The 25,123-nt window shown below is 59.0% G+C and carries 24 protein-coding genes; 15 read left to right on the forward strand and 9 right to left on the reverse strand.

Going from position 1 to position 25,123, the window contains the following annotated elements; all coding sequences use genetic code 11:
- Positions 1-2 precede the first annotated feature (2 nt).
- Together carB and CFBP5499_RS10030 are read left to right on the forward strand one after the other, a co-directional pair.
- Positions 3-3,491 carry a carbamoyl-phosphate synthase large subunit gene (carB, locus tag CFBP5499_RS10025; protein ID WP_080827255.1) on the forward strand — a complete coding sequence of 1,163 codons (3,489 nt, stop codon included), beginning with the start codon at positions 3-5 and terminating at the stop codon, positions 3,489-3,491.
- Positions 3,492-3,702: 211 nt separating this feature from the next.
- Complete coding sequence (locus tag CFBP5499_RS10030) at positions 3,703-3,891, forward strand: hypothetical protein (RefSeq protein ID WP_080824632.1); 189 nt, start codon at positions 3,703-3,705, stop codon at positions 3,889-3,891.
- Positions 3,892-3,944: 53 nt separating this feature from the next.
- On the opposite strand, the gene CFBP5499_RS10035 is transcribed toward CFBP5499_RS10030, so the two are convergent.
- The 3 genes from CFBP5499_RS10035 to CFBP5499_RS10045 all read right to left on the reverse strand — a co-directional run bounded on the left by CFBP5499_RS10035 (position 3,945) and on the right by CFBP5499_RS10045 (position 7,914).
- Positions 3,945-5,084 carry a GGDEF domain-containing protein gene (locus CFBP5499_RS10035; RefSeq protein WP_080824631.1) on the reverse strand — a complete coding sequence of 380 codons (1,140 nt, stop codon included), beginning with the start codon at positions 5,082-5,084 and terminating at the stop codon, positions 3,945-3,947.
- A 152-nt stretch (positions 5,085-5,236) separates the two neighbouring features.
- Positions 5,237-6,682, reverse strand: coding sequence for a UdgX family uracil-DNA binding protein (locus tag CFBP5499_RS10040; RefSeq protein WP_080824630.1), 1,446 nt, complete (start codon positions 6,680-6,682; stop codon positions 5,237-5,239).
- On the reverse strand, positions 6,682-7,914 hold the full coding sequence (locus CFBP5499_RS10045; protein ID WP_080824629.1) for a putative DNA modification/repair radical SAM protein: 1,233 nt from the start codon (positions 7,912-7,914) through the stop codon (positions 6,682-6,684). Before CFBP5499_RS10045 ends, CFBP5499_RS10040 begins: the two co-directional genes overlap by 1 nt.
- 221 nt (positions 7,915-8,135) lie before the next feature.
- On the opposite strand from CFBP5499_RS10045, the gene greA reads away from it, so the two are divergent.
- Together greA and CFBP5499_RS10055 are read left to right on the forward strand one after the other, a co-directional pair.
- On the forward strand, positions 8,136-8,612 hold the full coding sequence (gene greA / locus CFBP5499_RS10050) for a transcription elongation factor GreA (protein WP_026363859.1): 477 nt from the start codon (positions 8,136-8,138) through the stop codon (positions 8,610-8,612).
- An 80-nt stretch (positions 8,613-8,692) separates the two neighbouring features.
- On the forward strand, positions 8,693-9,781 hold the full coding sequence (locus CFBP5499_RS10055) for a glycosyltransferase family 4 protein (protein ID WP_080824628.1): 1,089 nt from the start codon (positions 8,693-8,695) through the stop codon (positions 9,779-9,781).
- On the opposite strand, the gene CFBP5499_RS10060 is transcribed toward CFBP5499_RS10055, so the two are convergent.
- On the reverse strand, positions 9,778-10,245 hold the full coding sequence (locus CFBP5499_RS10060) for an Lrp/AsnC family transcriptional regulator (RefSeq protein ID WP_173987334.1): 468 nt from the start codon (positions 10,243-10,245) through the stop codon (positions 9,778-9,780). The genes CFBP5499_RS10055 and CFBP5499_RS10060 overlap by 4 nt on opposite strands.
- A 254-nt stretch (positions 10,246-10,499) precedes the next feature.
- Here CFBP5499_RS10060 and trxB point away from each other — a divergent pair, with 254 nt between their 5' ends.
- The 4 genes from trxB to CFBP5499_RS10080 all read left to right on the forward strand — a co-directional run bounded on the left by trxB (position 10,500) and on the right by CFBP5499_RS10080 (position 14,522).
- Positions 10,500-11,474: a thioredoxin-disulfide reductase gene (gene trxB / locus CFBP5499_RS10065; protein ID WP_010972126.1), complete on the forward strand. Its 975-nt coding sequence runs from the start codon at positions 10,500-10,502 to the stop codon at positions 11,472-11,474.
- A 24-nt stretch (positions 11,475-11,498) separates the two neighbouring features.
- Entirely contained in the window at positions 11,499-12,395 is an 897-nt protein-coding gene (locus CFBP5499_RS10070; RefSeq protein WP_035214662.1) for a LysR family transcriptional regulator VtlR, read from the forward strand.
- Between the two features lie 601 nt (positions 12,396-12,996).
- Complete coding sequence (locus CFBP5499_RS10075) at positions 12,997-13,287, forward strand: ArsR/SmtB family transcription factor (protein ID WP_080827254.1); 291 nt, start codon at positions 12,997-12,999, stop codon at positions 13,285-13,287.
- Positions 13,288-13,409: 122 nt separating this feature from the next.
- Entirely contained in the window at positions 13,410-14,522 is a 1,113-nt protein-coding gene (locus tag CFBP5499_RS10080; RefSeq protein WP_080824626.1) for an alkene reductase, read from the forward strand.
- A 45-nt stretch (positions 14,523-14,567) separates the two neighbouring features.
- On the opposite strand, the gene CFBP5499_RS10085 is transcribed toward CFBP5499_RS10080, so the two are convergent.
- Positions 14,568-14,957 carry a DUF6220 domain-containing protein gene (locus CFBP5499_RS10085; protein WP_080824625.1) on the reverse strand — a complete coding sequence of 130 codons (390 nt, stop codon included), beginning with the start codon at positions 14,955-14,957 and terminating at the stop codon, positions 14,568-14,570.
- The gene (locus CFBP5499_RS10090; RefSeq protein WP_080824624.1) at positions 14,957-15,991 is read right to left on the reverse strand and encodes an NAD-dependent epimerase/dehydratase family protein; all 1,035 of its coding nucleotides are present in this window, start codon (positions 15,989-15,991) and stop codon (positions 14,957-14,959) included. The genes CFBP5499_RS10085 and CFBP5499_RS10090 overlap by 1 nt, the downstream gene beginning before the upstream one ends.
- A 90-nt stretch (positions 15,992-16,081) precedes the next feature.
- On the opposite strand from CFBP5499_RS10090, the gene CFBP5499_RS10095 reads away from it, so the two are divergent.
- The gene (locus CFBP5499_RS10095) at positions 16,082-17,026 is read left to right on the forward strand and encodes a LysR family transcriptional regulator (RefSeq protein WP_080824623.1); all 945 of its coding nucleotides are present in this window, start codon (positions 16,082-16,084) and stop codon (positions 17,024-17,026) included.
- Positions 17,027-17,338: 312 nt separating this feature from the next.
- Here CFBP5499_RS10095 and CFBP5499_RS10105 read toward each other — a convergent pair whose 3' ends face one another.
- Positions 17,339-17,605 (reverse strand): DUF2188 domain-containing protein, encoded by a 267-nt coding sequence (locus tag CFBP5499_RS10105; RefSeq protein WP_080824622.1) that lies wholly within the window; start codon positions 17,603-17,605, stop codon positions 17,339-17,341.
- Between the two features lie 195 nt (positions 17,606-17,800).
- On the opposite strand from CFBP5499_RS10105, the gene CFBP5499_RS10115 reads away from it, so the two are divergent.
- On the forward strand, positions 17,801-18,907 hold the full coding sequence (locus CFBP5499_RS10115; protein ID WP_080824620.1) for a calcium:proton antiporter: 1,107 nt from the start codon (positions 17,801-17,803) through the stop codon (positions 18,905-18,907).
- Positions 18,908-18,968: 61 nt separating this feature from the next.
- Here CFBP5499_RS10115 and CFBP5499_RS10120 read toward each other — a convergent pair whose 3' ends face one another.
- On the reverse strand, positions 18,969-20,171 hold the full coding sequence (locus CFBP5499_RS10120; RefSeq protein ID WP_080824619.1) for a pyridoxal phosphate-dependent aminotransferase: 1,203 nt from the start codon (positions 20,169-20,171) through the stop codon (positions 18,969-18,971).
- A 211-nt stretch (positions 20,172-20,382) separates the two neighbouring features.
- Here CFBP5499_RS10120 and CFBP5499_RS10125 point away from each other — a divergent pair, with 211 nt between their 5' ends.
- From CFBP5499_RS10125 to CFBP5499_RS10140, 4 genes are all read left to right on the forward strand, one after another.
- Entirely contained in the window at positions 20,383-21,309 is a 927-nt protein-coding gene (locus CFBP5499_RS10125) for an EAL domain-containing protein (protein WP_080824618.1), read from the forward strand.
- 146 nt (positions 21,310-21,455) lie between these two features.
- Positions 21,456-21,767: a hypothetical protein gene (locus CFBP5499_RS10130; RefSeq protein ID WP_080824617.1), complete on the forward strand. Its 312-nt coding sequence runs from the start codon at positions 21,456-21,458 to the stop codon at positions 21,765-21,767.
- Positions 21,768-21,922: 155 nt separating this feature from the next.
- Positions 21,923-22,825 (forward strand): DMT family transporter, encoded by a 903-nt coding sequence (locus CFBP5499_RS10135; protein WP_080827253.1) that lies wholly within the window; start codon positions 21,923-21,925, stop codon positions 22,823-22,825.
- Positions 22,826-23,270: 445 nt separating this feature from the next.
- Positions 23,271-23,486, forward strand: coding sequence for a cold-shock protein (locus CFBP5499_RS10140; protein WP_003494703.1), 216 nt, complete (start codon positions 23,271-23,273; stop codon positions 23,484-23,486).
- Between the two features lie 85 nt (positions 23,487-23,571).
- On the opposite strand, the gene CFBP5499_RS10145 is transcribed toward CFBP5499_RS10140, so the two are convergent.
- The gene (locus tag CFBP5499_RS10145) at positions 23,572-24,216 is read right to left on the reverse strand and encodes an MBL fold metallo-hydrolase (protein ID WP_080824615.1); all 645 of its coding nucleotides are present in this window, start codon (positions 24,214-24,216) and stop codon (positions 23,572-23,574) included.
- Positions 24,217-24,448: 232 nt separating this feature from the next.
- Between CFBP5499_RS10145 and CFBP5499_RS10150 the strand changes: the two genes are divergently transcribed.
- Positions 24,449-25,048 carry a DUF1236 domain-containing protein gene (locus CFBP5499_RS10150; RefSeq protein ID WP_080824614.1) on the forward strand — a complete coding sequence of 200 codons (600 nt, stop codon included), beginning with the start codon at positions 24,449-24,451 and terminating at the stop codon, positions 25,046-25,048.
- Positions 25,049-25,123 lie beyond the last annotated feature (75 nt).

Consider the following 25,123-nt stretch of genomic DNA (forward strand, 5'->3'; position numbering starts at 1 on the left):
CCATGCCGAAGCGCCAAGATATCAAGTCCATCCTCATCATTGGCGCGGGACCGATCGTCATCGGTCAGGCATGTGAATTCGACTATTCAGGCACACAGGCCTGCAAGGCGCTGAAGGAAGAGGGTTACCGGGTCATTCTGGTCAACTCAAACCCGGCGACGATCATGACCGATCCGGGCCTTGCCGACGCCACCTATGTCGAGCCGATCACCCCTGAAGTCGTCGCCAAGATCATCGCCAAGGAGCGCCCGGACGCGCTTCTGCCGACCATGGGGGGCCAGACGGCGCTCAATACCGCGCTTTCTCTCAAACGCATGGGCGTTCTCGACCGCTACAATGTCGAAATGATCGGCGCCAAGCCCGAAGCCATCGACATGGCCGAAGACCGCGCCTTGTTCCGCGAAGCCATGGCCCGCATCGGCCTCGAAACGCCGAAGTCCATGCTCGCCAATGCGACTGAAATCAAGGACGCCGACCGCAAGACGCACGAAGCCGCCCGCACTGAACTCAAGGCAAAACTGTCCGGCGCAGAGTTGGACAAGGCTCTCGACAACCTCGAAAACCAGTGGAACCTTGGCGAGACGGACCGCAAGCAGCGCTATATCAGCCATGCCATGGCCATTGCCGCGCAGGCCATCGACGTCGTCGGCCTGCCCGCCATCATCCGCCCTTCCTTCACCATGGGCGGCACAGGCGGCGGCATCGCCTACAACCGTTCGGAATTCTTCGAAATCATCGGCGGCGGTCTCGACGCATCGCCCACCACCGAAGTGCTGATCGAAGAATCTGTTCTTGGCTGGAAAGAATATGAAATGGAAGTGGTCCGCGACAAGGCGGACAACTGCATCATCATCTGCTCCATCGAAAACATCGACCCGATGGGCGTGCACACCGGCGACAGCATCACCGTTGCCCCTGCCCTGACGCTGACCGACAAAGAATACCAGATGATGCGCAACGCATCGATTGCGGTGTTGCGCGAGATTGGTGTCGAGACCGGCGGCTCCAACGTGCAGTTCGCCGTGAACCCCAAGGATGGCCGTCTGGTCGTCATCGAAATGAACCCGCGCGTTTCCCGCTCATCCGCGCTTGCTTCCAAGGCAACCGGCTTCCCGATTGCCAAGGTCGCCGCCAAGCTCGCTATCGGCTATACGCTGGACGAGCTGGAAAACGACATCACCGGCGGTGCGACCCCAGCGTCCTTCGAGCCGTCAATCGACTATGTCGTCACCAAAATTCCACGTTTCGCCTTCGAAAAATTCCCCGGCGCGTCGCCGATCCTCACCACCGCGATGAAGTCGGTCGGTGAAGTCATGGCCATCGGCCGCACCTTCGCCGAATCGCTGCAGAAGGCGCTGCGCGGCATGGAAACCGGCCTCACCGGTCTCGATGAAATCGAAATCCCCGGCTTTGAAGAAGGCGAAGGTTCCAAGAACGCCATCCGCGCCGCCATCGGCACGCCGACGCCGGATCGCCTGCGCATGGTCGCACAGGCGCTGCGCATGGGCATGACCGAAGAGGAAGTCCACGAAAACTCGAAGATCGATCCGTGGTTCATCGCCCAGTTCAAGGCCATCGTCGACACGGAAGCCCGCATTCGCGAGCACGGCCTGCCGCAGGATGCCGAAAACCTGCGCATGCTGAAAGCCATGGGCTTCTCCGACGCCCGCCTCGCCAGCCTGACGTCCAAGCGCCCGAAAGAAGTGGCCGAGCTGCGCAACAGCCTGAACGTCCGCCCGGTCTTCAAGCGCATCGACACATGCGCTGCCGAATTCGCCTCGCCCACCGCTTACATGTATTCGACCTACGAAATTCCCTTCGTCGGCGCGGCCCGCTCCGAAGCCCAGGTTTCCGCTCGCCGAAAGGTCGTCATCCTCGGCGGCGGTCCGAATCGCATCGGCCAGGGCATCGAGTTCGATTATTGCTGCTGCCACGCCGCCTTCGCGCTGAAGGATGCCGGCTTCGAAGCCATCATGATCAACTGCAACCCGGAAACCGTCTCCACCGACTATGACACCTCCGACCGCCTCTATTTCGAGCCGCTGACGGCCGAAGACGTGATCGAGATCATGCGCGCCGAACAGGAAAAGGGTGAGCTGGTCGGCGTCATCGTGCAGTTTGGCGGCCAGACCCCGCTGAAACTTGCCGAAGCGCTGGAAAAGAACGGCATCCCGATCCTCGGCACCGCGCCTGACATGATCGACCTTGCCGAAGACCGCGACCGCTTCCAGAAGCTCCTGATGAAGCTCGATCTCGCCCAGCCGAACAACGGCATCGCCTATTCGGTCGAACAGGCCCGCCTCGTCGCCTCGGAAATCGGCTTCCCGCTGGTCGTGCGTCCGTCCTACGTTCTGGGTGGCCGCGCCATGCAGATCATCCACTCGGAAGGCCAGCTCCAGAGCTATCTGCTCGATACCGTTCCGGGCCTCGTACCCGAAGATATCAAGCAGCGTTACCCGAACGACAAGACCGGCCAGATCAACACCCTGCTCGGCAAGAACCCGCTGCTGTTCGACAGCTATCTGACCAACGCCGTCGAAGTGGACGTCGATGCGCTGTGCGACGGCGAAAACGTCTTCGTTTCCGGCATCATGGAACACATCGAAGAAGCCGGCATCCATTCGGGCGATAGCGCCTGCTCGCTGCCTTCCCGTTCGCTGAGCAAGGAAACCCTCGATGAGCTGGAACGCCAGACGACGGCTCTTGCCAAGGCGCTCAATGTCGGTGGTCTGATGAACGTGCAATATGCCATCAAGGACGGCACGATCTACGTTCTCGAAGTCAACCCGCGCGCCTCGCGTACCGTGCCTTTCGTCGCCAAGACCATCGGTGCACCGATCGCCAAGATCGCCGCCCGCGTCATGGCCGGTGAAAAGCTTGGTCCCGCAATCGCCGCTTATGGCGAAAAGCCGGATCCGCGCAACCTGAAGCATATCGCCGTCAAGGAAGCCGTCTTCCCCTTCGCGCGCTTCCCCGGCGTCGACATCCTGCTCGGGCCGGAAATGCGCTCAACCGGTGAGGTCATCGGCCTCGACACGGATTTCGCGCTCGCCTTCGCCAAGAGCCAGCTCGGTGCCGGCGTCGACCTGCCGCGTTCCGGCACCGTCTTCGTATCGGTGCGTGACGAGGACAAGGAAGGCGTGCTTTCCGCCATCCGCATTCTCGTGGAAAGCGGCTTCAAGGTGCTGGCAACCGGCGGCACCCAGCGTTTCCTCGCCGAACAAGGCATCAACGCCGAAAAGATCAACAAGGTGCAGGAAGGCCGTCCGCATATCGAAGACGCCATCCGCAACCGTCAGGTCCAGCTGGTCATCAACACCACCGACAGCAACAAGGCGATTTCGGACTCGAAGTCGCTGCGCCGCGCAACGCTGATGCAGAAGGTGCCTTACTACACGACGATGGCCGGTGCGGAAGCTGCAGCGCTTGCCATCAAGGCGCTGAAGGCCGGCAATCTGGAAGTGAAGCCGCTGCAAAGCTACTTCAACTAAGCGGTCTGCGGGAAAGCCCGCAAGATTAAAAACAAACGCCGCGGGTCGCCATGCCCGCGGCGTTTTGTTTTGCGCAATGCCGCTGCAATCCATTTTCGGTATCAGAACGGCATCACTCCCGCACGAGGCTCATGATGTCTTTTTGCATTCCCGAAAAGCCAACCTCCACTGTCGGCCGTGCCGTTCCCCTGCGAACCAGCAGGATTAACTCATGATCGGACGCCCCCTGGGGCCGCAGCGAGTGGCATTTCCGCTTCGGATCGAACCCGCCATATTGAGCGCGATTCGGCAGACCGCGAGCGACGAGTCGCGCAGCATCAATGCCCAGATCGAAATTCTGCTGAAAGAGGCCTTACGACATCGCGCCGCTGCGGATGCAGCGAACGAGCCGACAGGCTGAGCAGAAGGCTGCCAGGTTTGGAAAATAAGGAGGGTTGAAGTTTTTGCCGCCGCCTAGGCTGCAAAAGCCTCGCGAACGCAATTGCGCCCTTCGGTCTTTGCCCGGTAAAGCGCACGGTCTGCCATTTCGGCAAGCGCCTGGAGATCGCAGCCGACATCACCGCTCGCGGCGACGCCGATGCTGATTGTCACACCGACCCGCAAACCGCCGCAATCCACCTCCGTCACCGCGACCGCGTCGCGAATGCGTTCGCCGATCATACAGGCCCTGTGTACGCCGGCGCCGGGCAGGAAAATGATGAATTCCTCGCCGCCGTAACGCGCCAGCACATCGCCGCCACGGATGCTGCCGCCGATGCGCCTTGCCACTTCCTGCAACACGCTGTCGCCGACGGCATGGCCGAAACGGTCGTTGATCGACTTGAAGTGATCGATATCGAGCAACATGGCCGCGTCGGTGGGATCGGGAGCCGCTGGCATGGTCTGGAAGAAGAAACGCCGGTTCTTGACGCCCGTCAGCGGATCGGTATTCGCCAGAACCAGCAATTTCCGTTCGGATCGCTCCGCCACCAGCATCATCACGAAGAGCGCGATGGCGAAGTTCAGCATGATGATGAAGAAAAACGCGTTGACGAGATCGATGCTGGCATAATCGGGCAAAAGCACGCTTTTCATCACCGCAAGCGATATCAGGCCGGAAATGCCGGTAATGGCGCCGAGCGCCAGTCGGGAAAGAAGCGGCTCTTTCCGCCGCCGGGCAAAAAGCACGCCCGCTCCGCCAAGATAGGCCAGAGCCGCACAGCCATTAAACAGCGCCGCGCGAAACGCATTATTGTCGGCCACCTGCAGCGCAACGCCCATCGCCAGTACCGCGATAAGACAGGTAAACAATATGGTTTTGCGATTTACGAAGCGTCCGTCGCTCAACGTCTTCAGGCCAAGCCAGATCAGCGCATATCCCACAATACCGAACAGAATACTGCCGAACTGCCAAAGGGCCGGCGATAATATCTTCCATTCGCCGTAACCGGCAAGCGTGGAGCCGACCGTCATCGCCGCGAAACCCGCAGCAAGCGGAGCGGGACCGGGCAAACCGCGATTGCTCATTTTCAGGTAGATAAAGCTCAACAGCCCAACGATGTAAGAACATTTTTGCATCAGTATGACTGTTGCAAGGTCGAGTTCACCCAGCATAATATGCCCATACAATAAATAAACTTTGAGATAATCTATTATAATATGGAGATAAAATTTCAATAAAAATTACAGATAAACAATCTGTAAAAAGCATTATTGACAATCACAGTCTACATTCAAAGTAACTCTATAATACATAAAACAATATATTAGAATCGCCTTATTATCTGCATATCCCTCCGGAAGCGCGCTATTTCCGCCTCCTTCGCCCTGACATCGGCAAGGCGCAGGAGATAGGACGGATGCACGGTCACAAAAAGCGTCCGGCCCTCCTCCATCGGCAAAGGACGCCCGCGGATTTCAGTAACCTTCTCCTTGCCGCCGGTCAGCGCATAAAGCGCGGTTGCGCCCATGGCCACGATCAGTTTCGGCCGCACGAGCGCAATTTCCCGGTTAAGCCACCAGCGACATTGCTCCACCTCTCCCGCATTCGGCCGCTGATGGATGCGCCTCTTGCCGCGTGTCTCATACTTGAAGTGCTTGACGGCGTTGGTGACGTAGAGCTTTTTGCGTTCGACACCGATCTCAACCAGCGTCCGGTCGAAGAGCTGACCTGCCGGGCCGACGAAGGGCTTGCCGGCGAGATCTTCGTGATCACCCGGCTGTTCGCCGACGATCATGATATCAGCGTCTTCAGGCCCTTCCCCGAAAACCGTCTGCGTGGCCTTGCAGTGCAGGGCGCAGCGGGTGCATTGGCCAGCCTCCCGCGCCAGCGACGCAAGGGTGCCGTCCGGCACGGGTTGCGGCATCTCGCGCGCAGACGCTGCGGCCTGCAGGCGGTGGTGAAAGGGCTGCGGCTGGCTTGCCGCCCTGGCCGCCATCTCCAGCACCCGCGCTTCCGCCCCCAGAACAAGACCGGGTATGAGGTCCGCTTCCGGCAGGTTCTTCCAGTATTTCTTCGGCATCTCCGCCGTCATCGCCTTGATCTTCAGGCGGGCGGGATTGAAAATATTGGCATAATAGGTCCTCCAGAGTTCATCCGTCTCGTCCGTCAGATCGGGTTTTACCGCCGTTTCCCGCGAAGTCTGCAGCACATTTCCGTCCCACCGCGCGGACCCCTTCGGCGTCGCGATCAGCCAGTCCATATCGGTGAACCGACGCTGAAAGAATGCCGCCGTCCGCTCGACGATGAAATGATCCGGCTCGAACCAGGCAATAAACCGCCGACGCCCGCCCTGCCCCTGCGGCAAGAGCAATTCCTTGAAACGAACGAAGGCCGTCATCTTGTGACAATCGCGGCGCACGGATTTCTCCAGCAACCGCGCCCCGGCAACGTCAGGATCGGACTTAAACTGGAACAGGGCGCGATCCCGCCTCAGCCGCCACAACAGCCGGTAAAGCAGCGCGAAGCGGCCGGGATCGCTGTGACAGATGATTGCCTGTGCCAGCGCGACGAAGGAGGCGGGGACAGCAACCTGCCCGTCCCGGATAGCGACAGCCGGCAATGGTTCGCCCGCAAAATCCAGAAGCCCCGCTTCGTCATCCCGCAGCCGCCAGTCAATCATGTCAGGCCTGACATTGGCGGCAAGGGCCGCGCGCGCGGCGTCGCGCCACTCGCCGAAATCGCCCCGCCCTTCCATAACCGGACCATACATCACAGTAGCGACAATTGTTCGGGCTGGGGCGCAAACATCGCCCGCAGATCCGGCCGCTCGGTCAGCTTGCCCGGCGTCCAGCCGTCAGCCACGACGAATGCCCTAACCTTTTTCAGCGACACACCGAAACGCGCCAGATCCTCCAGCCGCACACGCCGAAACCTGCGGGAAGACAGAATGGAGGCCACGGTCTTCGTGCCGAACCCGGGCACCCGCAGCAGCATTTCCCGATCCGCGACATTGATATCCACCGGAAACCGGTCACGCTGTTTCAGCGCCCAGGCGAGCTTCGGGTCGATATCGAGATCGAGCATGCCGTCACCACCGATCGCCGTTATCTCGCCGATGTCGAAGCCGTAAAAACGGTAAAGCCAGTCCGCCTGGTAAAGCCGGTGCTCGCGCATCAAGGGCGGCTTGATGAGCGGCAGGTTTTTCGATGAATCAGGAATGGGGCTGAAAGCGGAATAATAGACGCGCCGCAAACCATAACTGCCATAGAGCCGGGCGCTGGTGGAGAGAATGGTGCTATCGTCAGCGCCATCCGCCCCCACGATCATCTGCGTGCTCTGGCCGGCCGGCGCAAAACGTCTGGTCGTTTTTGTCCTGACGGTTGGCTCCCCCGCCTCTTCGATCTTCAGACGGATATCCGCCATGGAGCGGCGAATATTCGCAGGCTGCTTTTCCGGCGCGAAACGACTGACGCCGCTATCGGTCGGCAATTCGATATTGATCGACAGGCGATCGGCATAAAGCCCCGCCTCCTCGATGAGCTTGGGCGATGCTTCCGGAATGGATTTCAGATGAATATAACCGCGAAAACCATGGCTGACGCGCAATTCCCGCGCCACGCGCACCATCTCTTCCATCGTATGATCGGAGGACCTGATAATGCCTGAGGATAAGAACAGCCCCTCGATATAGTTGCGCCGGTAAAATTCCAGCGTCAGCCACACCACCTCCTCGGCGGTGAACCGCGCCCGCTCGACATTGCTGGAGGAACGGTTGATGCAATAGGCGCAGTCATAGATGCAGAAATTGGTGAGCAGGATCTTCAGCAGCGAAATGCAGCGCCCGTCCGGCGCATAGGCGTGGCAGATGCCCGACCCTTCCGTGGAACCCAGTCCGCCTGATGCTGCGGAGTTGCGTTTCACCGTGCCGCTCGATGCGCAGGATGCGTCATACTTCGCCGCGTCGGAGAGAATGGCCAGCCTTTGCCTGATCGATTTCTTCATGGCTATGTTCACTATATGTTCCAGTGAGGAATGTCAATATTGGCAATTAAGCTATTGATTAATTAGAAAAATATCCCCGCCGCAAATTTGCTGGCATTTCGCTGTCGTCTTCTGATATAGTCGGTTCAGTTATGATTTTGGCATGGTTCCGGAGTTCCTCTCCGGAACCTGTTTCTTTTTGTGTCTGCGAGTAAAGCGACAGGAATACGAAGGATAAAAAAATGGTAGAAAAAGTACCGATGACTCAGGGTGGATTCGTCAAGCTGCAGGAGGAGCTGCGCTTTCGCCAGCAGGAGGAGCGTCCCCGTATCATCGAGGCAATTGCGGAAGCGCGCGCCCATGGCGACCTTTCGGAAAATGCCGAGTACCATGCTGCCAAGGAAGCACAGAGCCACAATGAAGGCCGCATCACCGAGCTCGAAGACCTGACCGCGCGTGCGGAAGTCATCGATCTTTCCAAGATGTCCGGTTCCAAGATCAAGTTCGGCGCCACCGTCAAGCTGGTCGATGAAGACAGCGACGAGGAAAAGACCTACCAGATCGTCGGCGATCAGGAAGCCGATGTGAAGGCGGGCCGCATTTCCATCTCCTCGCCCATCGCCCGCGCCCTCATCGGCAAGGAAGTCGGAGACAGCATCGAAGTCAACGCGCCTGGCGGCGCCAAGGGTTACGAGATTCTCGCGGTTCAATGGGGCTGATTGGCCCGATGCGATGCGCCCCAAGCGGGCGCGTCGCTCTCTGACGAATCAACCTTCATCCGCAAAGACGGAAGCCCATCTTGTCCCACGTCAGTCTGAAAGATGTGCAGGTACTCGCGCCGAACTTCAAGCGCAGGCTCTCCGGCGTCACCTCCACCATCGTTCAGCTCATTCCAGTGCAGAACCGGCTGGGGCAGAAGGTCGCCACAATCGGCCCCGGCCTGCCGCCGCATCTGCCGCATGTGCGCTTCCGTGAACTGTGGCGGCTCTGGCAAAACGGCCCCTTCGGCGGCCCGCGCATCTGGCATGCCCGCCGCAATCTGGAAATGCTGCCGGGCATTTTCATGCGTGACATTCTGCGCATGAAGGTAAAGCTGCTCTTCACGTCAGCCGCACAGAGGCGGCATTCCGCCTATACGCGCTTTCTGATTTCGAAGATGGATGCGGTGGTTGCGACCAACACCCGCTCCGGCTCGTTCCTCGAAGTACCCCATCGCGTCGTCATGCATGGCGTCGATACCGAGCTGTTCCACCCCGCCACCGGCCCCGAAGACACGATCGCGGCAACCGGCCTGCCGGGACAATATCTGATCGGCTGCTTTGGGCGGGTGCGCCACCAGAAGGGCACCGATCTCTTCGTGCGCGCCATGATCGAACTTCTGCCTCACTACCCGCAGTGGACCGCCGTCGTCTCCGGCCGTGTAACGACAGAACACAAGGCCTTTGGTGATGCGCTCAAGGCCGATGTCGCCGCAGCCGGCCTTTCCGATCGCATCGTCCTTCAGGGCGAAGTCGACGACATCAAGCCGTGGTATCGGCGGCTGACGCTTTATGTCGCGCCATCCCGCAACGAAGGTTTCGGCCTGACGCCGCTCGAAGCCATGGCCTCGGAGACGGCCGTTGTCGCCAGCAATGCCGGCGCCTATGAGGAAATGATCGTCACGGGCGAAACCGGAGCGGTTGTCGATGCGGGTGACTACGCGTCGCTTAGAGATGCGATAAAGACCTATCTCGCCGATCCCGCCCTGGCTCAAGCCCACGCAAGCGCCGGACTGGCGCATGTGCGCAGCGCTTTTCCGCTGGAAAAAGAAGCGACGTGCCTCGGTGAAGTCTATGCGACGTTGCAGCGGGGTGATACCCCCGAAATCGGCCAAAAGTTGGCTGACTAGATTTCCACAAGGCCGACACGCTTGACCTGACGGATGGTTAGCATGGTGCGCACCGTATCGACATTTTCGTCCGCCGTCAGAACCTCGATGACGAAATCCTGAAACTCGGTCAGGTTCTTCGCCACACAATGCAGCAGGAAATCGCTTTCACCTGAGACCATCCAGGCCTGGCGCACCAGCGACCATCCGACCGTTGCGGCCGCAAAGGCCTTCAGATTGCTGTCCGACTGGCGCTTGAGGCCGATCATGCAGAAGGCGACAAGGTCGAAACCAAGCTTCGGCGCGTTCAACATGGCGTGATAACCCTCGATCACACCGGCTTCTTCCAGCTTGCGGACACGCCTGAGGCATGGCGGCGCGGAAATTCCGACCCTTTCGGCCAGTTCCACGTTGGTCATGCGCCCGTCGCGCTGCAATTCGCGCAGGATTTTCAAATCGATGGCATCGAGTTCGACGCTGGTCACGGAGAAGTACCTCGTTAAGCTGGAGAACTTCCTTGTACTATTCGGCGCAGGATTCGCAACATTATGCCACCGCCCGGTCACAAAATTGCGCACGCATCCACAACTGCCTTGTTGGTAACGCAAGGCTGCCCTTGAATAAAGACACTAGACAACCTTAAATACCGGGCAACGAAGGGGTTGCGGCCTGTCCGCCGTCTTGCGGCTGGATGGCTTTGCCGCCGAAAGACCCCGCTGCTGAAAAAAGGAATGTTTCCATGTCTGCCCGCCACACCAAGGTATTGATCATTGGCTCCGGTCCCGCCGGTTATACCGCGGCGATCTACGCGGCCCGCGCAATGCTGAAACCCGTGCTGATTGCCGGCATGGAGCAGGGTGGCCAGCTGATGATCACCACCGATGTCGAAAACTATCCGGGCTTCGCCGATCCGATCCAGGGCCCCTGGCTGATGGACCAGATGTTGAAGCAGGCAACCCATGTGGGCGCGGAAATCGTCAGCGACCTCGTGACCGAAGTTGAAACCAACGTGCGGCCTTTCGTGGTCAGGACCGATTCCGGTCAGGTCTGGACTGCCGACACGCTGATCATCGCCACCGGCGCCAAGGCAAAGTGGCTCGGCATCGAGAGCGAGCAGCATTTCCAGGGCTTCGGCGTCTCCGCCTGCGCCACCTGCGATGGGTTCTTCTATCGCAATAAGGATGTGATCGTGGTTGGCGGCGGCAACTCCGCCGTGGAAGAAGCGCTCTATCTCGCGCATATCGCCAAATCGGTCACCGTCGTGCACCGCCGCGACAGCTTCCGCTCGGAAAAAATCCTGCAGGAACGGCTTTTCGCCAAGGAAAACGTCAAAATCCTCTGGAACACGGAAATCGCCGAAATCACTGGCGCTCCCGCCAAGCCGCCCATGCCGCCCTCCGTCTCGGGCGTAAGGCTGCGTGACACCAAGACCGGTGCAATCAGCGACACACCCATTGACGGCGTCTTCGTCGCCATCGGCCACGCCCCGGCGGTCGAACTTTTCAAGGGCAAGGTGAAGCTGAAGGATAACGGCTACATGTGGACCGCGCCCGATTCCACTGCCACCGACGTGGAAGGCATCTTCGCGGCCGGCGACGTCACCGACGATATTTACCGCCAGGCAATCACCGCCGCCGGCATGGGCTGCATGGCCGCCCTCGAAGCAGAACGCTATCTCACGGCGCAACAACCGCTCGCGGTTGCAGCGGAATAACCGAAAGGCAGGATAGGCATGGCAATGCCATTGGACTGGGATAAACTGCGCATTTTTCATGCCGCAGCCGAAGCGGGGTCTTTCACCCATGCTGCCGACAAGCTGCATTTGTCCCAGTCGGCCATCAGCCGTCAGGTCAGCGCGCTGGAGCAGGATGTCGGCGTCAAGCTGTTCCACCGCCATGCCCGCGGCCTGATTCTCACCGAACAGGGCGAGTTGCTGTATCGCACCGCCCACGACGTGCTGCTGAAGCTCGAAACCGTCAAGATGCAGCTCACCGAAACGACGGAGAAGCCGAGCGGCAAGCTGCGCGTGACGACAACAGTCGGTCTCGGCCAGGGCTGGCTGACGGACAAGGTGCAGGAATTCCTGCAGCTCTATCCGGAAATGTCGATCCAGCTCATCCTCGACAATGAGGAGCTGGACGTGAACATGCGCCACGCCGATTGCGCCATCCGCCTGCGCCAGCCACAGCAGTCGGACCTTATCCAGCGTAAGCTGTTCACGGTGCATATGCATGTCTATGCCGCGCCGTCCTACATCAATCGCCATGGCGAGCCGCAATCGGTCGAAGATCTCGACAACCACCGCATCATTTCCTTTGGCGAACCCGCGCCTAACTATTTGCTCGACGTTAACTGGCTGGAGAATGCCGGACGATCTTCCGACAACACGCGCATTCCACATCTGCAGATCAACAGCCAGACCTCGATCAAGCGCGCGTGCTTGTTGGGGATAGGTATCGCCTGTTTGCCGGATTATATCGTCGGTCGCGATCCTGGCCTCATCCAGCTGTCGCTCGCCGCAGATATTCCGTCATTCGATACCTATTTCTGCTATCCCGACGAAATGAAAAACGCGGCCAAGCTGAAGGCTTTCCGTGACTTCATCGTCGCCAAGGCGCGGAACTGGAACTTCTGACGTAAAAATAATCGACGTCGAAAGATAGTCTTTTAAATTAAAAGACTTACACAGTCATAGGCAAGAGGGGCGCGCGGGCGCCCCTCTTCAGCTTTGCACATAAAATAACCGGAAATATCGAGGGCTGCGCGCCACGCATGCCTGACCTGCACAAAAAAGAGTTGTTTCGTGCACAAAAAAACACCAAATAGCTCTCAGTTGATGCACACGGTGGCTTTTCCTCCCAGTTCCACCGCATCAGCTGTTCCCCTCTGGAGGTTTTTGACCTTCACACTTAAAGGGCCCTGGATCTATCCGGCGGCCCTCTTTTTTTACCCGCAAGAATTTTCTCCAAATTGGCGAAATATCGCATGATGCAACCTTGTTTTGCATTATTGCCACTCCCATATTTCAGTAAGCTGTCACGCTCGCCCAAGGCACGCGACAGCTGTTCCCCTCTGGAGGTTTTTGACCTTCAAACTTGTCAGGCCGCGGAGACATCCAGCGGCCTTCTTTTTTTGGAATCGCCTGCCCGCTCCCCACAACGCTCACAGAGACGTGACTTGTATATCGGAAATGATCGATATACATATCGGTTATGTCAGATATTAAAGAAGCACTGATGAACCCGGAGGAAGTCCTCAAGGCCCTTTCACACCCGGCAAGGCTGAAATTTTTGGAATGGCTGAAAAAACCTGAAAGTCATTTCTGCCAGGAACATCCGCTCAGCATGGGCGTGTGCGCCAACCAGTTTCAGATCAGCGGCCTGTCGCAATCCACCGTCTCGTCGCATCTGGCGGTGTTGCAGGCGGCCGGCCTCATCAGGTCGAAAAAAGTCGGGCAATGGGTATTTTTCGAACGCAACGAAGAAACCATCGATGCCTTCCGCAATTATCTGCAAGTCAATCTCTGAGCCTCCCAAGCTTTGAGCCACGGGGTGCCGGACTGGAAACCGAAGCGGTTTTCACGCCGGCACCCGAAAAACAAAGCGCGCCTGCCGCGCAATTTCGCCAACCGACCAGAAAGTGAAGTCGCATGACCAGTCTTTTCGAACCGGCACAGGCCGGCGATATCGCACTCGCCAACCGTATCGTCATGGCTCCCCTCACCCGCAACCGTTCGCCGGGGGCAATTCCCAACAATCTCAACGCCACCTATTACGAGCAACGCGCCACAGCCGGACTGATCGTCACCGAAGGCACGCCGATCTCCCAGCAGGGTCAGGGTTACGCTGACGTTCCGGGCCTCTACAAGCAGGAAGCGATCGCGGGCTGGAAACAGGTCACCGATGGCGTGCATTCCGCCGGCGGCAAGATCGTTGCGCAGATCTGGCATGTGGGCCGCATTTCCCACACCTCGCTGCAGCCGCATGGCGGCCAGCCGGTCGCGCCATCAGCCATTCCCGCCAAATCGAAGACCTATATCATCAATGATGACGGTACCGGCGCCTTTGCCGAGACCTCAGAGCCGCGCGCGCTCACCATCGACGATATCGGCCTCATCCTCGAGGATTATCGCAGCGGCGCACGCGCAGCCCTGGAAGCTGGGTTCGACGGTGTCGAAATCCATGCCGCCAATGGTTACCTGATCGAGCAGTTCCTGAAATCCAGCACCAACCAGCGCACCGATGATTACGGCGGCTCGATCGAAAACCGCGCCCGCTTCCTGCTGGAAGTTGTCGATGCGGTTGCGGAAGAGATCGGCGCCGGCCGTACCGGCATTCGCCTATCCCCCGTCACTCCGGCCAACGATATTTTCGAAGCCGACCCGCAGCCGCTTTATAATTACGTGGTGGAACAGCTCGGCAAGCGCAATCTCGCCTTCATCCATGTGGTCGAGGGCGCAACGGGTGGCCCGCGCGATTTCAAACAGGGCGACAAGCCCTTCGATTACGCAGCCTTCAAGGGCGCCTATCGCAATGCCGGCGGCAACGGCCTGTGGATTGCCAATAATGGATACGACCGCCAGAGCGCCATCGAAGCCGTGGAAAGCGGCAAGGTCGATGCCGTCGCCTTCGGCAAAGCCTTCATCGCCAATCCGGATCTGGTGCGCCGCTTCAAGGACAACGCGCCCTTGAACGAACCGAACCAGCCGACCTTCTATGGCGGCGGAGCCGAAGGTTACACCGACTATCCGGCGCTCGCCTGATAACCGAAACGCCGCACCGCTCCTTGGCTGTGCGGCGTTTTCCTTTCAGCGCAGGCCTCTGGCCTGCCGCGCGGCAAAATCTGAGAACGCACCCATGACGAAGGCATTGGGCACATGCAGCGCTTGCAGGAAACCATTGCCCGTTTCCCGGCCAATGCTCATCAACGCCACCTGCAGACAATAGAGGGCAAGCAGCACCAGAGAACGGGTAAGATTCGGTCGCAGATCATCATCACGCAGCGCCAGGACCACCAGTGAGACGATGGGAAGAGCGATGAAGACGCCAAGCCCCTTGTGCACCGAAAGCAGCGACCCGTCATAATAGATCGACAGCCCGGCCAGCAGCACCTGCGCGAAAATCAGCACCGGCACCACAGCCGACACCACGACAAAGATACGGCGCTGGTGAGATGATCCACCCGTCGCCGTGGCCATCACACCCTCCCCCCGGCATCGACCGGACGGTGAAGGACGGCCGGCTCCCGCGCCTTTTCGATGCAGCCAAGGCTTGCCAATGTCGCCGATACCGCAACATCGATGGGCGTTTTTGGCTCCGCGCCGAGAAAATCCGTCAGCTTGCCGTTACTCATGCGGATCGGCATCTGCCAGAGATATTGCATTTCCAGCACTTCGCGGAACAAGGGAACGAAGGGTGCGGCCAGCCTTATCGCCAGCCAGAACAGCCGCCGCATCTTGACCGGATGACCGGCGGCCCGCTCGATCGCTGCCACCAATTGCAGCCCGTCGAAATCCCAGAAACCCTCCATGTGGTAGACGGCGAAAGCAGGCAGTTCGTCCGAACGATCCAACAGCCGGCCAATCGTTTCGGCCACGTCAGGCAGATAGGCCCATTGATGCCCGGTATGGGGTGCGGCGGGGTTCTGGACGCTGCGCACCGGTTTGCCCGGCCGCACCAGCATTTGCGAAAACCAGTTGTTTTTCGCATCCGGCCCGAAAAAATCCCCGGCGCGGACGATCAGCACCGGAACGCCGCGCATCGACGCCATTTTCAGCCGCCGCTCCATCTCCACGCGCAGCGCTCCCTTGCGGGTGAAAGGCTTTTGCGGGCTGTCCTCCGTCAGTAGCGGAAAGGCATCCGGCCCGAAGTTATAGACTGTTCCCGGAAACACGATCCTTGCTCCGCAGCCTTCGGCGGCGGCGATGGTGTTGTCGAGCATCGGCAGCACCTGCTTGTCCCAATCGCGATATCCGGGAGGATTGACCGCATGGACGATGAGCGTGGCGCCTTTCGCGGCGTCCATCACATCCTGCCGGTTCATAGCATCGCCAGTCACGCGCTCGATACCATCAGACGCACCGGCCACACGCTGACGCGCCAGCGCCCGGACCTGCCAGCCGCGTTGCAACAACATCTTCGAAACCTGGCTGCCGACACCGCCATTGGCGCCCAGGACCAAGGCCAGAGGGCCATTATTCTCTGCTGTATTTGCATGTTTTTCATATATCATCGTGGTTACTCCTTTTTCTGGACTGGAGTATCGGCGTGATGCGCGGTATACGAAATTGTCGAAATAGGTGGAGCGGCCATACAAAATTTTATGACCAAGAGCCGGAACGTCAGCTGGGATTTTTACCGCACCTTCCTCAGCGTGCTGCGTGACGGCTCGCTTTCCGCCGCCGCGCGCGAGCTTGGCATTACCCAGCCGACGGCGGGGCGGCACATTGGTGCGCTGGAAGAGGCCGTCGGTTTTCCGCTGTTCATCCGCTCACCGCACGGGCTGATGCCGACGGAGGCCGCTCTGGCGCTCCGCCCTTATGCGGAAAATCTGTCGGCGACGGCTGCGGCCCTCATGCGCGCAGCTTCCGGCGAGGTCGGCAAGATCGAAGGCACCGTGCGCATCAGCGCATCGGATATTATCGGCGTGGAAATGCTGCCGCCGATCGTGGCCGCCATGCAGGAGGTTCACCCCCGGCTTGAAATCGAGCTTTCGCTGTCCGATACGCTGGAAGACCTGCTGCGGCGTGAGGCCGATATCGCCATCCGCATGACCGAACCGCAGCAGGATGCGATCGTCATGCGCTATATCGGCAATTTCCGTCTGGGATTTCATGCGACACGCGACTATCTGGCAAAAGCCGGCATTCCGGAGAGCATGGAAAAGCTGGACCAGCACCGGATGGTTGGTTTCGACCGCAAGACGCCCTTCATCAGGGCAGCTATCCAGCGGATGCGTTCGCTCGATCCTGATATCCCCGATATTGAAGATATTTCCTTCGAAATCCGCGCCGACAGCAACCTCGCCCAGCTTGCCATGATCCGCGCCAGCGCGGGCATCGGCGTCTGCCAGATCGGCCTGGCGCGCAAGGACCCCCGGCTGGTTCAGGTTCTGCCTGATATCGATATTCCGCTGCACACCTGGGTGGCGATGCACGAAAACCTCAAAACCTCACCGCGGTGCCGCGCCGTTTTCAGCGCTCTGGTCGAGGGCTTGAAAGCCCATCTCAAGGAGACCGATCCGAACGCCCCGCCGAAACGGCGTTAGAGTTGTCCATTCACAGCGGACCGGAGGTGCTTGGAGCTTTACCCCCCTCTGCCCTGCCGGGCATCTCCCCCTCAAGGGGGGAGATCGGCAGGAGGCGCTACCGCCGCTTCATCCTCAAACGTTGAGATGGGCGAGCGCTTGCCGCAGATCGATCTCCCCCCTTGAGGAGGAGATGCCCGGCAGGGCAGAGGGGGTAAAGCCGCACGCGCCTTCGGGTCCGCTGTGAATGGACAAATTCTTGAAAGCCACTATTTAGCCGGCTGGCATCATAAGACCGCAGGGCCGCTTCTCCGGGAATCCGCAGCCTGCCCGTCAAAACGGTCTGGCCTGATCCGTTGTCTTGTCCACCACCTCGGCTTCCGGCCGGTCGCCGCCCTGGCTATATTCCTCGTGCCACTGGCCGCGCTCGTCCTGATAGCTGATTTCCTCGTCATCGCCGCCCACCTGCTGTTCGGCGGCGACGATGCGGGCTGCTTCGACGGCATCGGCATAGGTCGGGAAAGTTTCGGAATAGGCGCCGTTCATGCGGTAGGCGAAGCCTCCGTCATGCTCGACGATTTCATACACCACTTTGGTCATGCATGGTCCTCCTGTTTCGGTAGGCGACATGGCAACCACAACCGCGCTTCAAGCATTGCACCCGACGGGGACACCGCGGCATGAGCAGCATGTCCTGCGATATCACTATCCTACCAAAAGCATTCAAGCGCAAATCCTGCTTGATCTGAGGGACGATACGTCACAGCCTAAGCCTATCGAGGGGAAGGGAAATCGATGGTGGGTTCTATTCTGAAACAGGAGCGCATGCTGCTTCTGGCAATACCGGCGGCAATCGCCGCCTATATGTCGGAACATGCGATATTCGAAGCCGGAAAGACGGCGGCGCTGATTGCCGCAATCGTACTCATCGGGCTCATCGTTCTCGTCTCGATGCGGGTTGCCCATCACGCTGAAATTCTTGCCGCCAAGGTCGGCGATCCCTACGGCACGATGATCCTCACCCTTTCGGCGGTCGCCGTGGAAGTGCTGATCCTCGCCATCATCATGAGCGAATCCAGTTCACCAACACTGGTGCGCGATACGATCTATTCGGCCGTCATGATCGACATCAACGGCATCCTGGGCCTCGCCGCCCTGCTCGGCGGTCTACGCCACGGTGAGCAGCCCTATAATGACGATTCCGGCAAGACCTATGGCGTGATGATCCTCACCGCCATGGGCATTTCTATGATCGTGCCGGAATTCATTCCGCAACAGAGCTGGCACGTCTATTCCGCCTTCACCATCGTCGCGATGATCGCGCTCTATGCGCTCTTCCTCAAGATGCAGGTTGGCCCGCACAGCTATTTCTTCAGCTATACCTATCCCCGCAAGGCCCACCCCGCCGGTCAGGCATCCGACGGCCATGCGGAGGAGGAAGACGAAGGCAACGTGCCGTTCTCCATCGGCCTCATCATTGCCGGCGTGGTGCTGATCGGCGTGCTGGCGGAATTCATGTCCACCTTCCTGGGCGAAAGCCTTGAGGGCACGAATGCGCCGCCCGCGCTGATGGCGGTGGTGGTCGCGACGATCTCGGCCTCGCCGGAAATCCTCACCGCGCTCAGGTCCGCCTTGCGCAACCGCATGCAGGCCGTGGTCAACATCGCCATGGGCGCATCGCTGTCGACGGTGATCCTGACCGTGCCGGTCATGGAGGGCATCGCGCTTTACACCGGCCAGCCCTTCATCATGGCCATGACGCCGGTTCAGACCGTGATGGTCTTCATCACCCTCATCGCCGCCGCCATCAACCTCAATGACGGCGAAACCAATGCGATCGAGGGAATGACGCATTTCATTCTCTTCGCCACCTTCATCATGCTGCTGTTCCTCGGGCTCTGACCGAAACGAAAAAAGCCCGGCATCGCTGCCGGGCTTCTTCAGTCGATATATCCCAGGCCGATCAGCGGCAATCGGCGCAGAAACGCTGGATGCGCTTGCAGGCCTCTTCGAGAAGCGCTTCCGACGTGGCGTAGGAAATGCGGAAGTTCGGGCCAAGACCAAAGGCCGATCCCTGCACGACGGCAACGCCTTCGGCTTCCAGAAGCTCGGAAACGAAATCCGTATCCGTCTCGATGACCTTGCCCGAAGGCGCGGTCTTGCCGATCAGGCCGGCGCAGGAAGGGTACACGTAGAACGCGCCTTCAGGCGCCGGGCAGCTGATGCCCTTGGCCTGGTTGAGCATGGAGACGACGAGATCGCGACGGCCTTCGAAGATCTTCTTGTTGGCCGGAATGAAATCCTGCGTACCGTTCAGAGCTTCGACAGCTGCCCACTGTGCAATCGAGCTTGCGCCCGAGGTCTGCTGGCCCTGGATCATATCCATGGCCTTGATTAGCGGCAGTGGGCCGGCAGCGTAACCGATACGCCAGCCGGTCATGGCATAGGCCTTGGAAACGCCGTTCATCGTCAGTGTGCGGTCGTAAAGCGAAGGCTCGACTTCGACCGGCGTGACGAATTTGAAATCGCCATAGGTCAGGTGCTCATACATGTCGTCCGTCAGCACCCACACATGCGGATGCTTGACCAGCACGTCCGTCAGCGCCTTCAGTTCGTCATGCGAATAGGCCGCACCCGACGGGTTGGAGGGCGAGTTGAAAACGAGCCACTTGGTCTTCGGCGTGATCGCCTTTTCCAGCGCTTCCGGCTTCAGCTTGAAATTGTCTTCGAGCGTGGCGTTGACGAAAACCGGCGTGCCGCCGCAGATCGCCACCATTTCCGGATAGCTGACCCAGTAAGGTGCTGGAATGATGACCTCATCACCAGGGTTCAGCGTGGCCATGAAGGCGTTGAAGAGGATCTGCTTGCCGCCGGTGCCGACGATCGTCTGCTCCGGCTTGTAGTCGAGGCCGTTTTCACGCTTGAACTTGTCGGCGATCGCCTTGCGCAGTTCCGGAATACCGGAAATGGGCGTGTATTTGGTCTCGCCGCGTTTGATCGCGTCAATAGCCGCTTCCTTGATATTTTCGGGCGTATCGAAATCCGGCTCGCCGGCGCCAAGGCTAATCACATCGCGGCCCTGCGCTTTCAGCTCACGGGCTTTCTGGGTAACGGCGATGGTGGCGGATGGCTTTACGCGGGAGAGAATGTCGGCAAGGAAGGCCATTTTTAATCGGTCCTATTGGGGTTGACATCGGCAGAGGCTGGAAATCTTGTCTGCTACGGCAATTTCTATGTCGAAAGACGGACATAGTTTCAAGGTCAAAAGCCGGCTTATCTGCAGCGGCGGAGAATTTAAACCTTCCTTAACCCGGAAGTAACGCTTGATACGCTACATTGGCGAGCCTAGGGGTCGTGTCTCTATAGCTGGTTGAAAAATGGCGCCCAAAAGCATCTTTTCCAGTCTTGTCCGCGAGGTCGATGGCACATGGTCCACGGCCTACCAAACCTTCAACCTGAAATCGGCCCTGCAGCCGATTTTCCGTCGCACGGCAAGCGGCATGCTGGACATCGATTCCTTCGAGGGTCTGGTGCGGCCCCACCGCAACGGCGATCCGGTAACGCCGGGCGAATTCTTCTCGCTTGTGGCATCTGAAGACATCGAAAATATCGACAGTATCCTGCGCACGATCCATATTCTCAACACCGGCAAGCTCAGCCGATCCCGCGCCCGCATCTTCGTCAATTTCCATCCGGGCCTGTTCCAGACCCCGGCCAAGATGCGGCAAGAAGTAGAGCGCATGCGGCTGACCGCCCATGAGGCCGGCATGACGGCGGACCGCATCGTCTGCGAAATCTCCGAGAAAAAGGCCTCCGACACCCAGATGGTCGCCGACTTCGCATATCACATGCACGATATCGGTTTCCGCGTGGCGCTGGACGACTATGGCGCCGGCGATTCCGACATCGACCGCGTGAAGCTCATCAAGCCGGATTACGTGAAATTCGAAGCGGGCTGGGTGCGTGATTTCATGCAGAATTCGGCCGGCGCCGCCCTTCTGCGCGTCATCGTCCGCCAGTTCCGCGAGGACGGGATAGAGCCAGTATTCGAAGGACTTGAAACGAGCTGGCAGGTCGATCTGTGCGAAGACCTCGGCGTCCTGCTGATGCAGGGCTATGTTCTGGCAAAACCCGAACTCGCACCGACAAGTTTCGATACACGCTTCCCGGAGCTCGGAAGCGAATATTTCGCCCCTTCAAGGACGGAGAGAAACACTACGGCACCGGCATTTTCCCGGGAAGACCGCGCGCCCGATCCGCATCCGCTGCGCCAGGTCAGGACCTTCGGAAAACGCGGCCTCTGACGCGATTTACGGCGAAACACCCTCCCCAGGTGGCCCTGCCACAATATGGCCGCAATAAATACCGCGGAACGCCAGAATTCGGTCTCCAAGCCGTCCATTTCCGGGCCTCTTTTATCCTTCATGAACAGGGACAAGAGGCGACAGCCATGTTTACCAACGATCGGACTTCCGTTGAAAGGTTAAGGGCGCAGAGAACGCTGTTTTCCCTCTGGATGGCCGTTGCGGCTTTTCTTGTCATCGTCACCATGGCCGCCGGCATCGCAACCTCGGCCAATGCGGCCACCGAAGCACTCGACACCCTGCACACCTCGGCCATTCCGCAGGTGGCGGCAACCACCAAGGCAGGCCCTCACCTGCTGCTCATCGTTCTCTCAGCCGCAGCTTTTATCGGCCTCGGTATTGGCGGCCTGACGCTGACCCGGCGCAGCTTGAAGGACGAGGCTCGCCGCTACAAATAAGCAGCCGCCGCCTCGACTTGCGGCATCGGCACGTTGCTGATAAAGCACCCGGGAAACAGCCATCCGAAACTTTGGATCGGCATTTCAAAAAATCCCCTGTTTGCCACGGCCGTGACTGAATGATGTTCCCGGCCCCTGCTGTGCTGGTGCCAATAATGACGCGTGTTCAGGCCAATATGCTGCTTCTGCTCGCAGCAGCGATCTGGGGAGGCGGCTTCGTCGCCCAATCCTCCGCCATGGCCTCGATCGGCCCGTTCTGGTTCGTCGGCCTGCGTTTCGCCATCGCCGCCATTGCCGTTCTGCCCTTCGCGCTGATGGAAACACGGTCGCTGAAATCGCCGCCGCGCCGCCGTGAAATCGGCAGCTTCATCCTCGTGGGATTGGCCCTGTTCGGCGGCGCCACCACCCAACAGGTCGGTCTCCTGACCACGACCGTCACCAATTCCAGTTTCCTGACCGGGCTCTACGTCATCTTCGTGCCCGTCATCGCCGTCGTGCTTTACCGCCGTCATCCCCATTGGGTCATCTGGCCCTGCGCGCTGATGATGCTCGGCGGCATATTTCTCCTCTCCGGCGGCGCCTTCGAGACGCTGACGACAGGGGATATTCTCAGCATCATCTGCGCCTTCTTCTGGGCGATCCAGATCACGCTGGCAGGACGCTTCGTCTCCGAAAGCGGACGGCCGCTGGCGCTTTCCTGTACTCAGTTCGCGGTTTGCTCCCTTCTTAGTTGCATGATCGGTGTCGTGTTCGAACCCATCAGCATGGCGGCGATCGAAGCGTCGATGGTGGAAATTCTCTACGTCGGCCTCGTCTCTTCCGGCCTCGCCTTCGTGCTGCAGGTCATTGCCCAGCGTTACACCACGGCGCCGCAGGCCGCGATTTTCCTGTCTTCCGAGGCGCTTTTCGGCGCCCTGCTGGCCTCGATCTTCCTGAAGGAAACCATTTCCAGCGCCGGCTATGTCGGCTGCCTCATCATCTTCATCGCCATCCTGATCGTTGAACTCGTACCGGAACTGACACGCAAACGGCAAAAAACCATAACGGAAGCGGCCTGACGCGGAAAGAAAGGATTTTTCTGTTTTCGCAGAAAATCCGTCGAGCTCGTTCAAATTTTTGCTGCGAAGACCCGATGCGACCGGCAATTATTTCATCAGCCATCGCTTATGCGGAAAAAATGTGCGGTTCTCAGGTGTAATGCTACCGCAGGTTTTTTATCTGACAAAAAGCCCGTAAAAACTTTTGCTTGCCAATTTTCGATAAACGCAGCAATCTATTGCGGTTCGGGCAATTTGCGAGCATGGGAAGGCCTATAAATTTGCGCACTGGGGACGCTATAAACCTCGGGCGGTGGGACGAAAAACGTTGGATGAGAACGCCATTACTTCCTGCTGCGAAGGTCCATTTTCTCAATAGTCAAGAACTGCCTGCCAACGCCCACGCGGGGCAAAACTGTAATGCTGCCTGTAGCTGAACGCGGGCAGAGCGAAAAGGACCTGATGCATGGCCGAAACTGGCACCGTAAAATTCTTCAATACAGACAAAGGCTTCGGCTTCATCAAGCCAGACAATGGTGGCGCTGATATCTTTGTTCACATCTCTGCCGTACAGGCTTCCGGCCTGTCCGGACTTTCAGAAAATCAGAAAGTGAGCTTCGACACGGAACCGGATCGTCGCGGCAAGGGCCCGAAGGCAGTCAATCTGCAGATTGCTGGCTGACCCTAAAACGGCTTTCTTTCTAGTTGAAGCCCGGCAGGAATGCCGGGTTTTTTTATGCGCCCTGCAGGCCTCTATTGGCCGGAACTTAGAGCCCCTTGAGATAGGGGTTGTTGAGCCGTTCATCACCCAGCCGCCCACCGGGTCCATGGCCGCAGATGAAACCGACATCGTCACCCAGCGGCAGGAGCTTGTCGCGAATGGATGCCATCAATTGCTCGTGGTTTCCGCCCGGCAGGTCCGTGCGCCCCACCGATCCCGAAAACAGCACGTCGCCGACATGGGCGAAGTTCTGGTCGCGGTTGTAATAAATGACGTGGCCCGGCGCATGGCCTGGGCAATGATAGACCTCGAAGACGTGATCTCCAAAGGAGACCTTGTCGCCATCCTTCAGCCATGTGTCCGGCACGACATTCTTCAGACCACTGATGCCGTACTTTTCAGCCTGCACCTCGATCCTCTCCAGCAGCGGCCGGTCATCCTCATGCGGCCCGATGACCGGCAGGGAAAGTTTTGCACGCAGTTCATCGGCACCGCCGGCATGATCGAGATGCCCGTGCGTCAGCCAGATTTCCTTCAACGTGATACCGTTTTCAGCAACGACCTGCAGAATGACGTCCACATCCCCACCGGGATCGACGACGACGCCTTCCTTGGTATCCTGATCGAACAGGATGGTGCAGTTCTGCTCGAACGGCGTGACCGGAATAATGCCCGCCTGCAACTTTCCCATATCCTGTGTCTCCTGTCTGAAAGGTTCCGCCTCCTATAGCCCGCGACCGGTTACGGCACAATGGCGACGGAAAAGACCTCCGCTTTCCGCCGCCCCACTATTCTAAAAATCACCATTCGATACAGGGAGATAACAGGAAATTTTTGGTCTTCGGCAGGAATTTCCGGCGAAAAATGTGGAACGCCCTGTTGGCTGCGACGTTGTAGCTCCAGTCTTAAAAGGAGTGAGACACATGGACAAGACGCTTAAAATGCTGATCGCTGGCGGCGCCTTCGCCTTGATGGCAGGCTATGCAAACGCCGCCATGGTCGCCACGACTGCATCGGATATTTCCGTTCGCTCGGGCCCCGGTGAAGACTATCCTGAAGTGGGCCTCGCCACGCGCGGCAGCAACGCGGTTCTGGATGGCTGCATGGAAGGCAGCAGCTGGTGCCGCATCGAAGTCAACGGCCTGCGCGGCTGGGCTCATGCGGATTATCTGAATGTGATGTACGAGGGCTCTCCGGTCATTCTCGAACAGCGCCGCGCTGAACTCAGCGTACCTGTCGTGACCTATGAAAAGACCTCGAGCGTGCAGGCAGAACCGAACCCGGGTGACCCGAACCTTGGTCGCGTCGGCGAAGTCGATCCGCCGCAATCGGTCATCACCTATATGGACGAGCACCCTGCCGACACGATCACCTATGACGGCGACATCGCCGTGGGTAGTGTTCTGCCGGCAGATGCCCGTATGGTTGAAGTCCCCGACTATCAGTATCGATATGTCCGGGTGAACGATGTGCCGGTTCTCGTAGAACCTTCGACCCGTCGTATCGTCTACGTCTACCAGTAACGCCACCATCACGGCAAAAATGAAGGAGAGCGCGGAGTTTCCGCGCTCTTTTCTATTTCCGGTAAAGGTCACTCA

The sequence above is a fragment of the Agrobacterium tumefaciens genome (genome assembly GCF_005221325.1).
Taxonomy (GTDB): domain Bacteria; phylum Pseudomonadota; class Alphaproteobacteria; order Rhizobiales; family Rhizobiaceae; genus Agrobacterium.

Excerpts from the sequence above, each read along its gene's own strand:
- CFBP5499_RS10125 (WP_080824618.1), top strand. The coding sequence starts at position 20,383 with ATGGCGCCCAAAAGCATCTTTTCCAGTCTTGTCCGCGAGGTCGATGGC.
- CFBP5499_RS10105 (WP_080824622.1), bottom strand. The coding sequence starts at position 17,605 with ATGACCAAAGTGGTGTATGAAATCGTCGAGCATGACGGAGGCTTCGCC.
- CFBP5499_RS10045 (WP_080824629.1), bottom strand. The coding sequence starts at position 7,914 with ATGAAGAAATCGATCAGGCAAAGGCTGGCCATTCTCTCCGACGCGGCG.
- CFBP5499_RS10075 (WP_080827254.1), top strand. The coding sequence starts at position 12,997 with ATGAACCCGGAGGAAGTCCTCAAGGCCCTTTCACACCCGGCAAGGCTG.
- carB (WP_080827255.1), top strand. The coding sequence starts at position 3 with ATGCCGAAGCGCCAAGATATCAAGTCCATCCTCATCATTGGCGCGGGA.
- CFBP5499_RS10115 (WP_080824620.1), top strand. The coding sequence starts at position 17,801 with ATGGTGGGTTCTATTCTGAAACAGGAGCGCATGCTGCTTCTGGCAATA.
- trxB (WP_010972126.1), top strand. The coding sequence starts at position 10,500 with ATGTCTGCCCGCCACACCAAGGTATTGATCATTGGCTCCGGTCCCGCC.
- CFBP5499_RS10130 (WP_080824617.1), top strand. The coding sequence starts at position 21,456 with ATGTTTACCAACGATCGGACTTCCGTTGAAAGGTTAAGGGCGCAGAGA.
- CFBP5499_RS10085 (WP_080824625.1), bottom strand. The coding sequence starts at position 14,957 with ATGGCCACGGCGACGGGTGGATCATCTCACCAGCGCCGTATCTTTGTC.
- CFBP5499_RS10135 (WP_080827253.1), top strand. The coding sequence starts at position 21,923 with ATGACGCGTGTTCAGGCCAATATGCTGCTTCTGCTCGCAGCAGCGATC.
- CFBP5499_RS10080 (WP_080824626.1), top strand. The coding sequence starts at position 13,410 with ATGACCAGTCTTTTCGAACCGGCACAGGCCGGCGATATCGCACTCGCC.
- CFBP5499_RS10035 (WP_080824631.1), bottom strand. The coding sequence starts at position 5,084 with ATGCTGGGTGAACTCGACCTTGCAACAGTCATACTGATGCAAAAATGT.
- CFBP5499_RS10070 (WP_035214662.1), top strand. The coding sequence starts at position 11,499 with ATGCCATTGGACTGGGATAAACTGCGCATTTTTCATGCCGCAGCCGAA.
- CFBP5499_RS10145 (WP_080824615.1), bottom strand. The coding sequence starts at position 24,216 with ATGGGAAAGTTGCAGGCGGGCATTATTCCGGTCACGCCGTTCGAGCAG.
- greA (WP_026363859.1), top strand. The coding sequence starts at position 8,136 with ATGGTAGAAAAAGTACCGATGACTCAGGGTGGATTCGTCAAGCTGCAG.
- CFBP5499_RS10030 (WP_080824632.1), top strand. The coding sequence starts at position 3,703 with ATGATCGGACGCCCCCTGGGGCCGCAGCGAGTGGCATTTCCGCTTCGG.
- CFBP5499_RS10095 (WP_080824623.1), top strand. The coding sequence starts at position 16,082 with ATGACCAAGAGCCGGAACGTCAGCTGGGATTTTTACCGCACCTTCCTC.
- CFBP5499_RS10140 (WP_003494703.1), top strand. The coding sequence starts at position 23,271 with ATGGCCGAAACTGGCACCGTAAAATTCTTCAATACAGACAAAGGCTTC.
- CFBP5499_RS10120 (WP_080824619.1), bottom strand. The coding sequence starts at position 20,171 with ATGGCCTTCCTTGCCGACATTCTCTCCCGCGTAAAGCCATCCGCCACC.
- CFBP5499_RS10150 (WP_080824614.1), top strand. The coding sequence starts at position 24,449 with ATGGACAAGACGCTTAAAATGCTGATCGCTGGCGGCGCCTTCGCCTTG.
- CFBP5499_RS10040 (WP_080824630.1), bottom strand. The coding sequence starts at position 6,682 with ATGTATGGTCCGGTTATGGAAGGGCGGGGCGATTTCGGCGAGTGGCGC.
- CFBP5499_RS10090 (WP_080824624.1), bottom strand. The coding sequence starts at position 15,991 with ATGATATATGAAAAACATGCAAATACAGCAGAGAATAATGGCCCTCTG.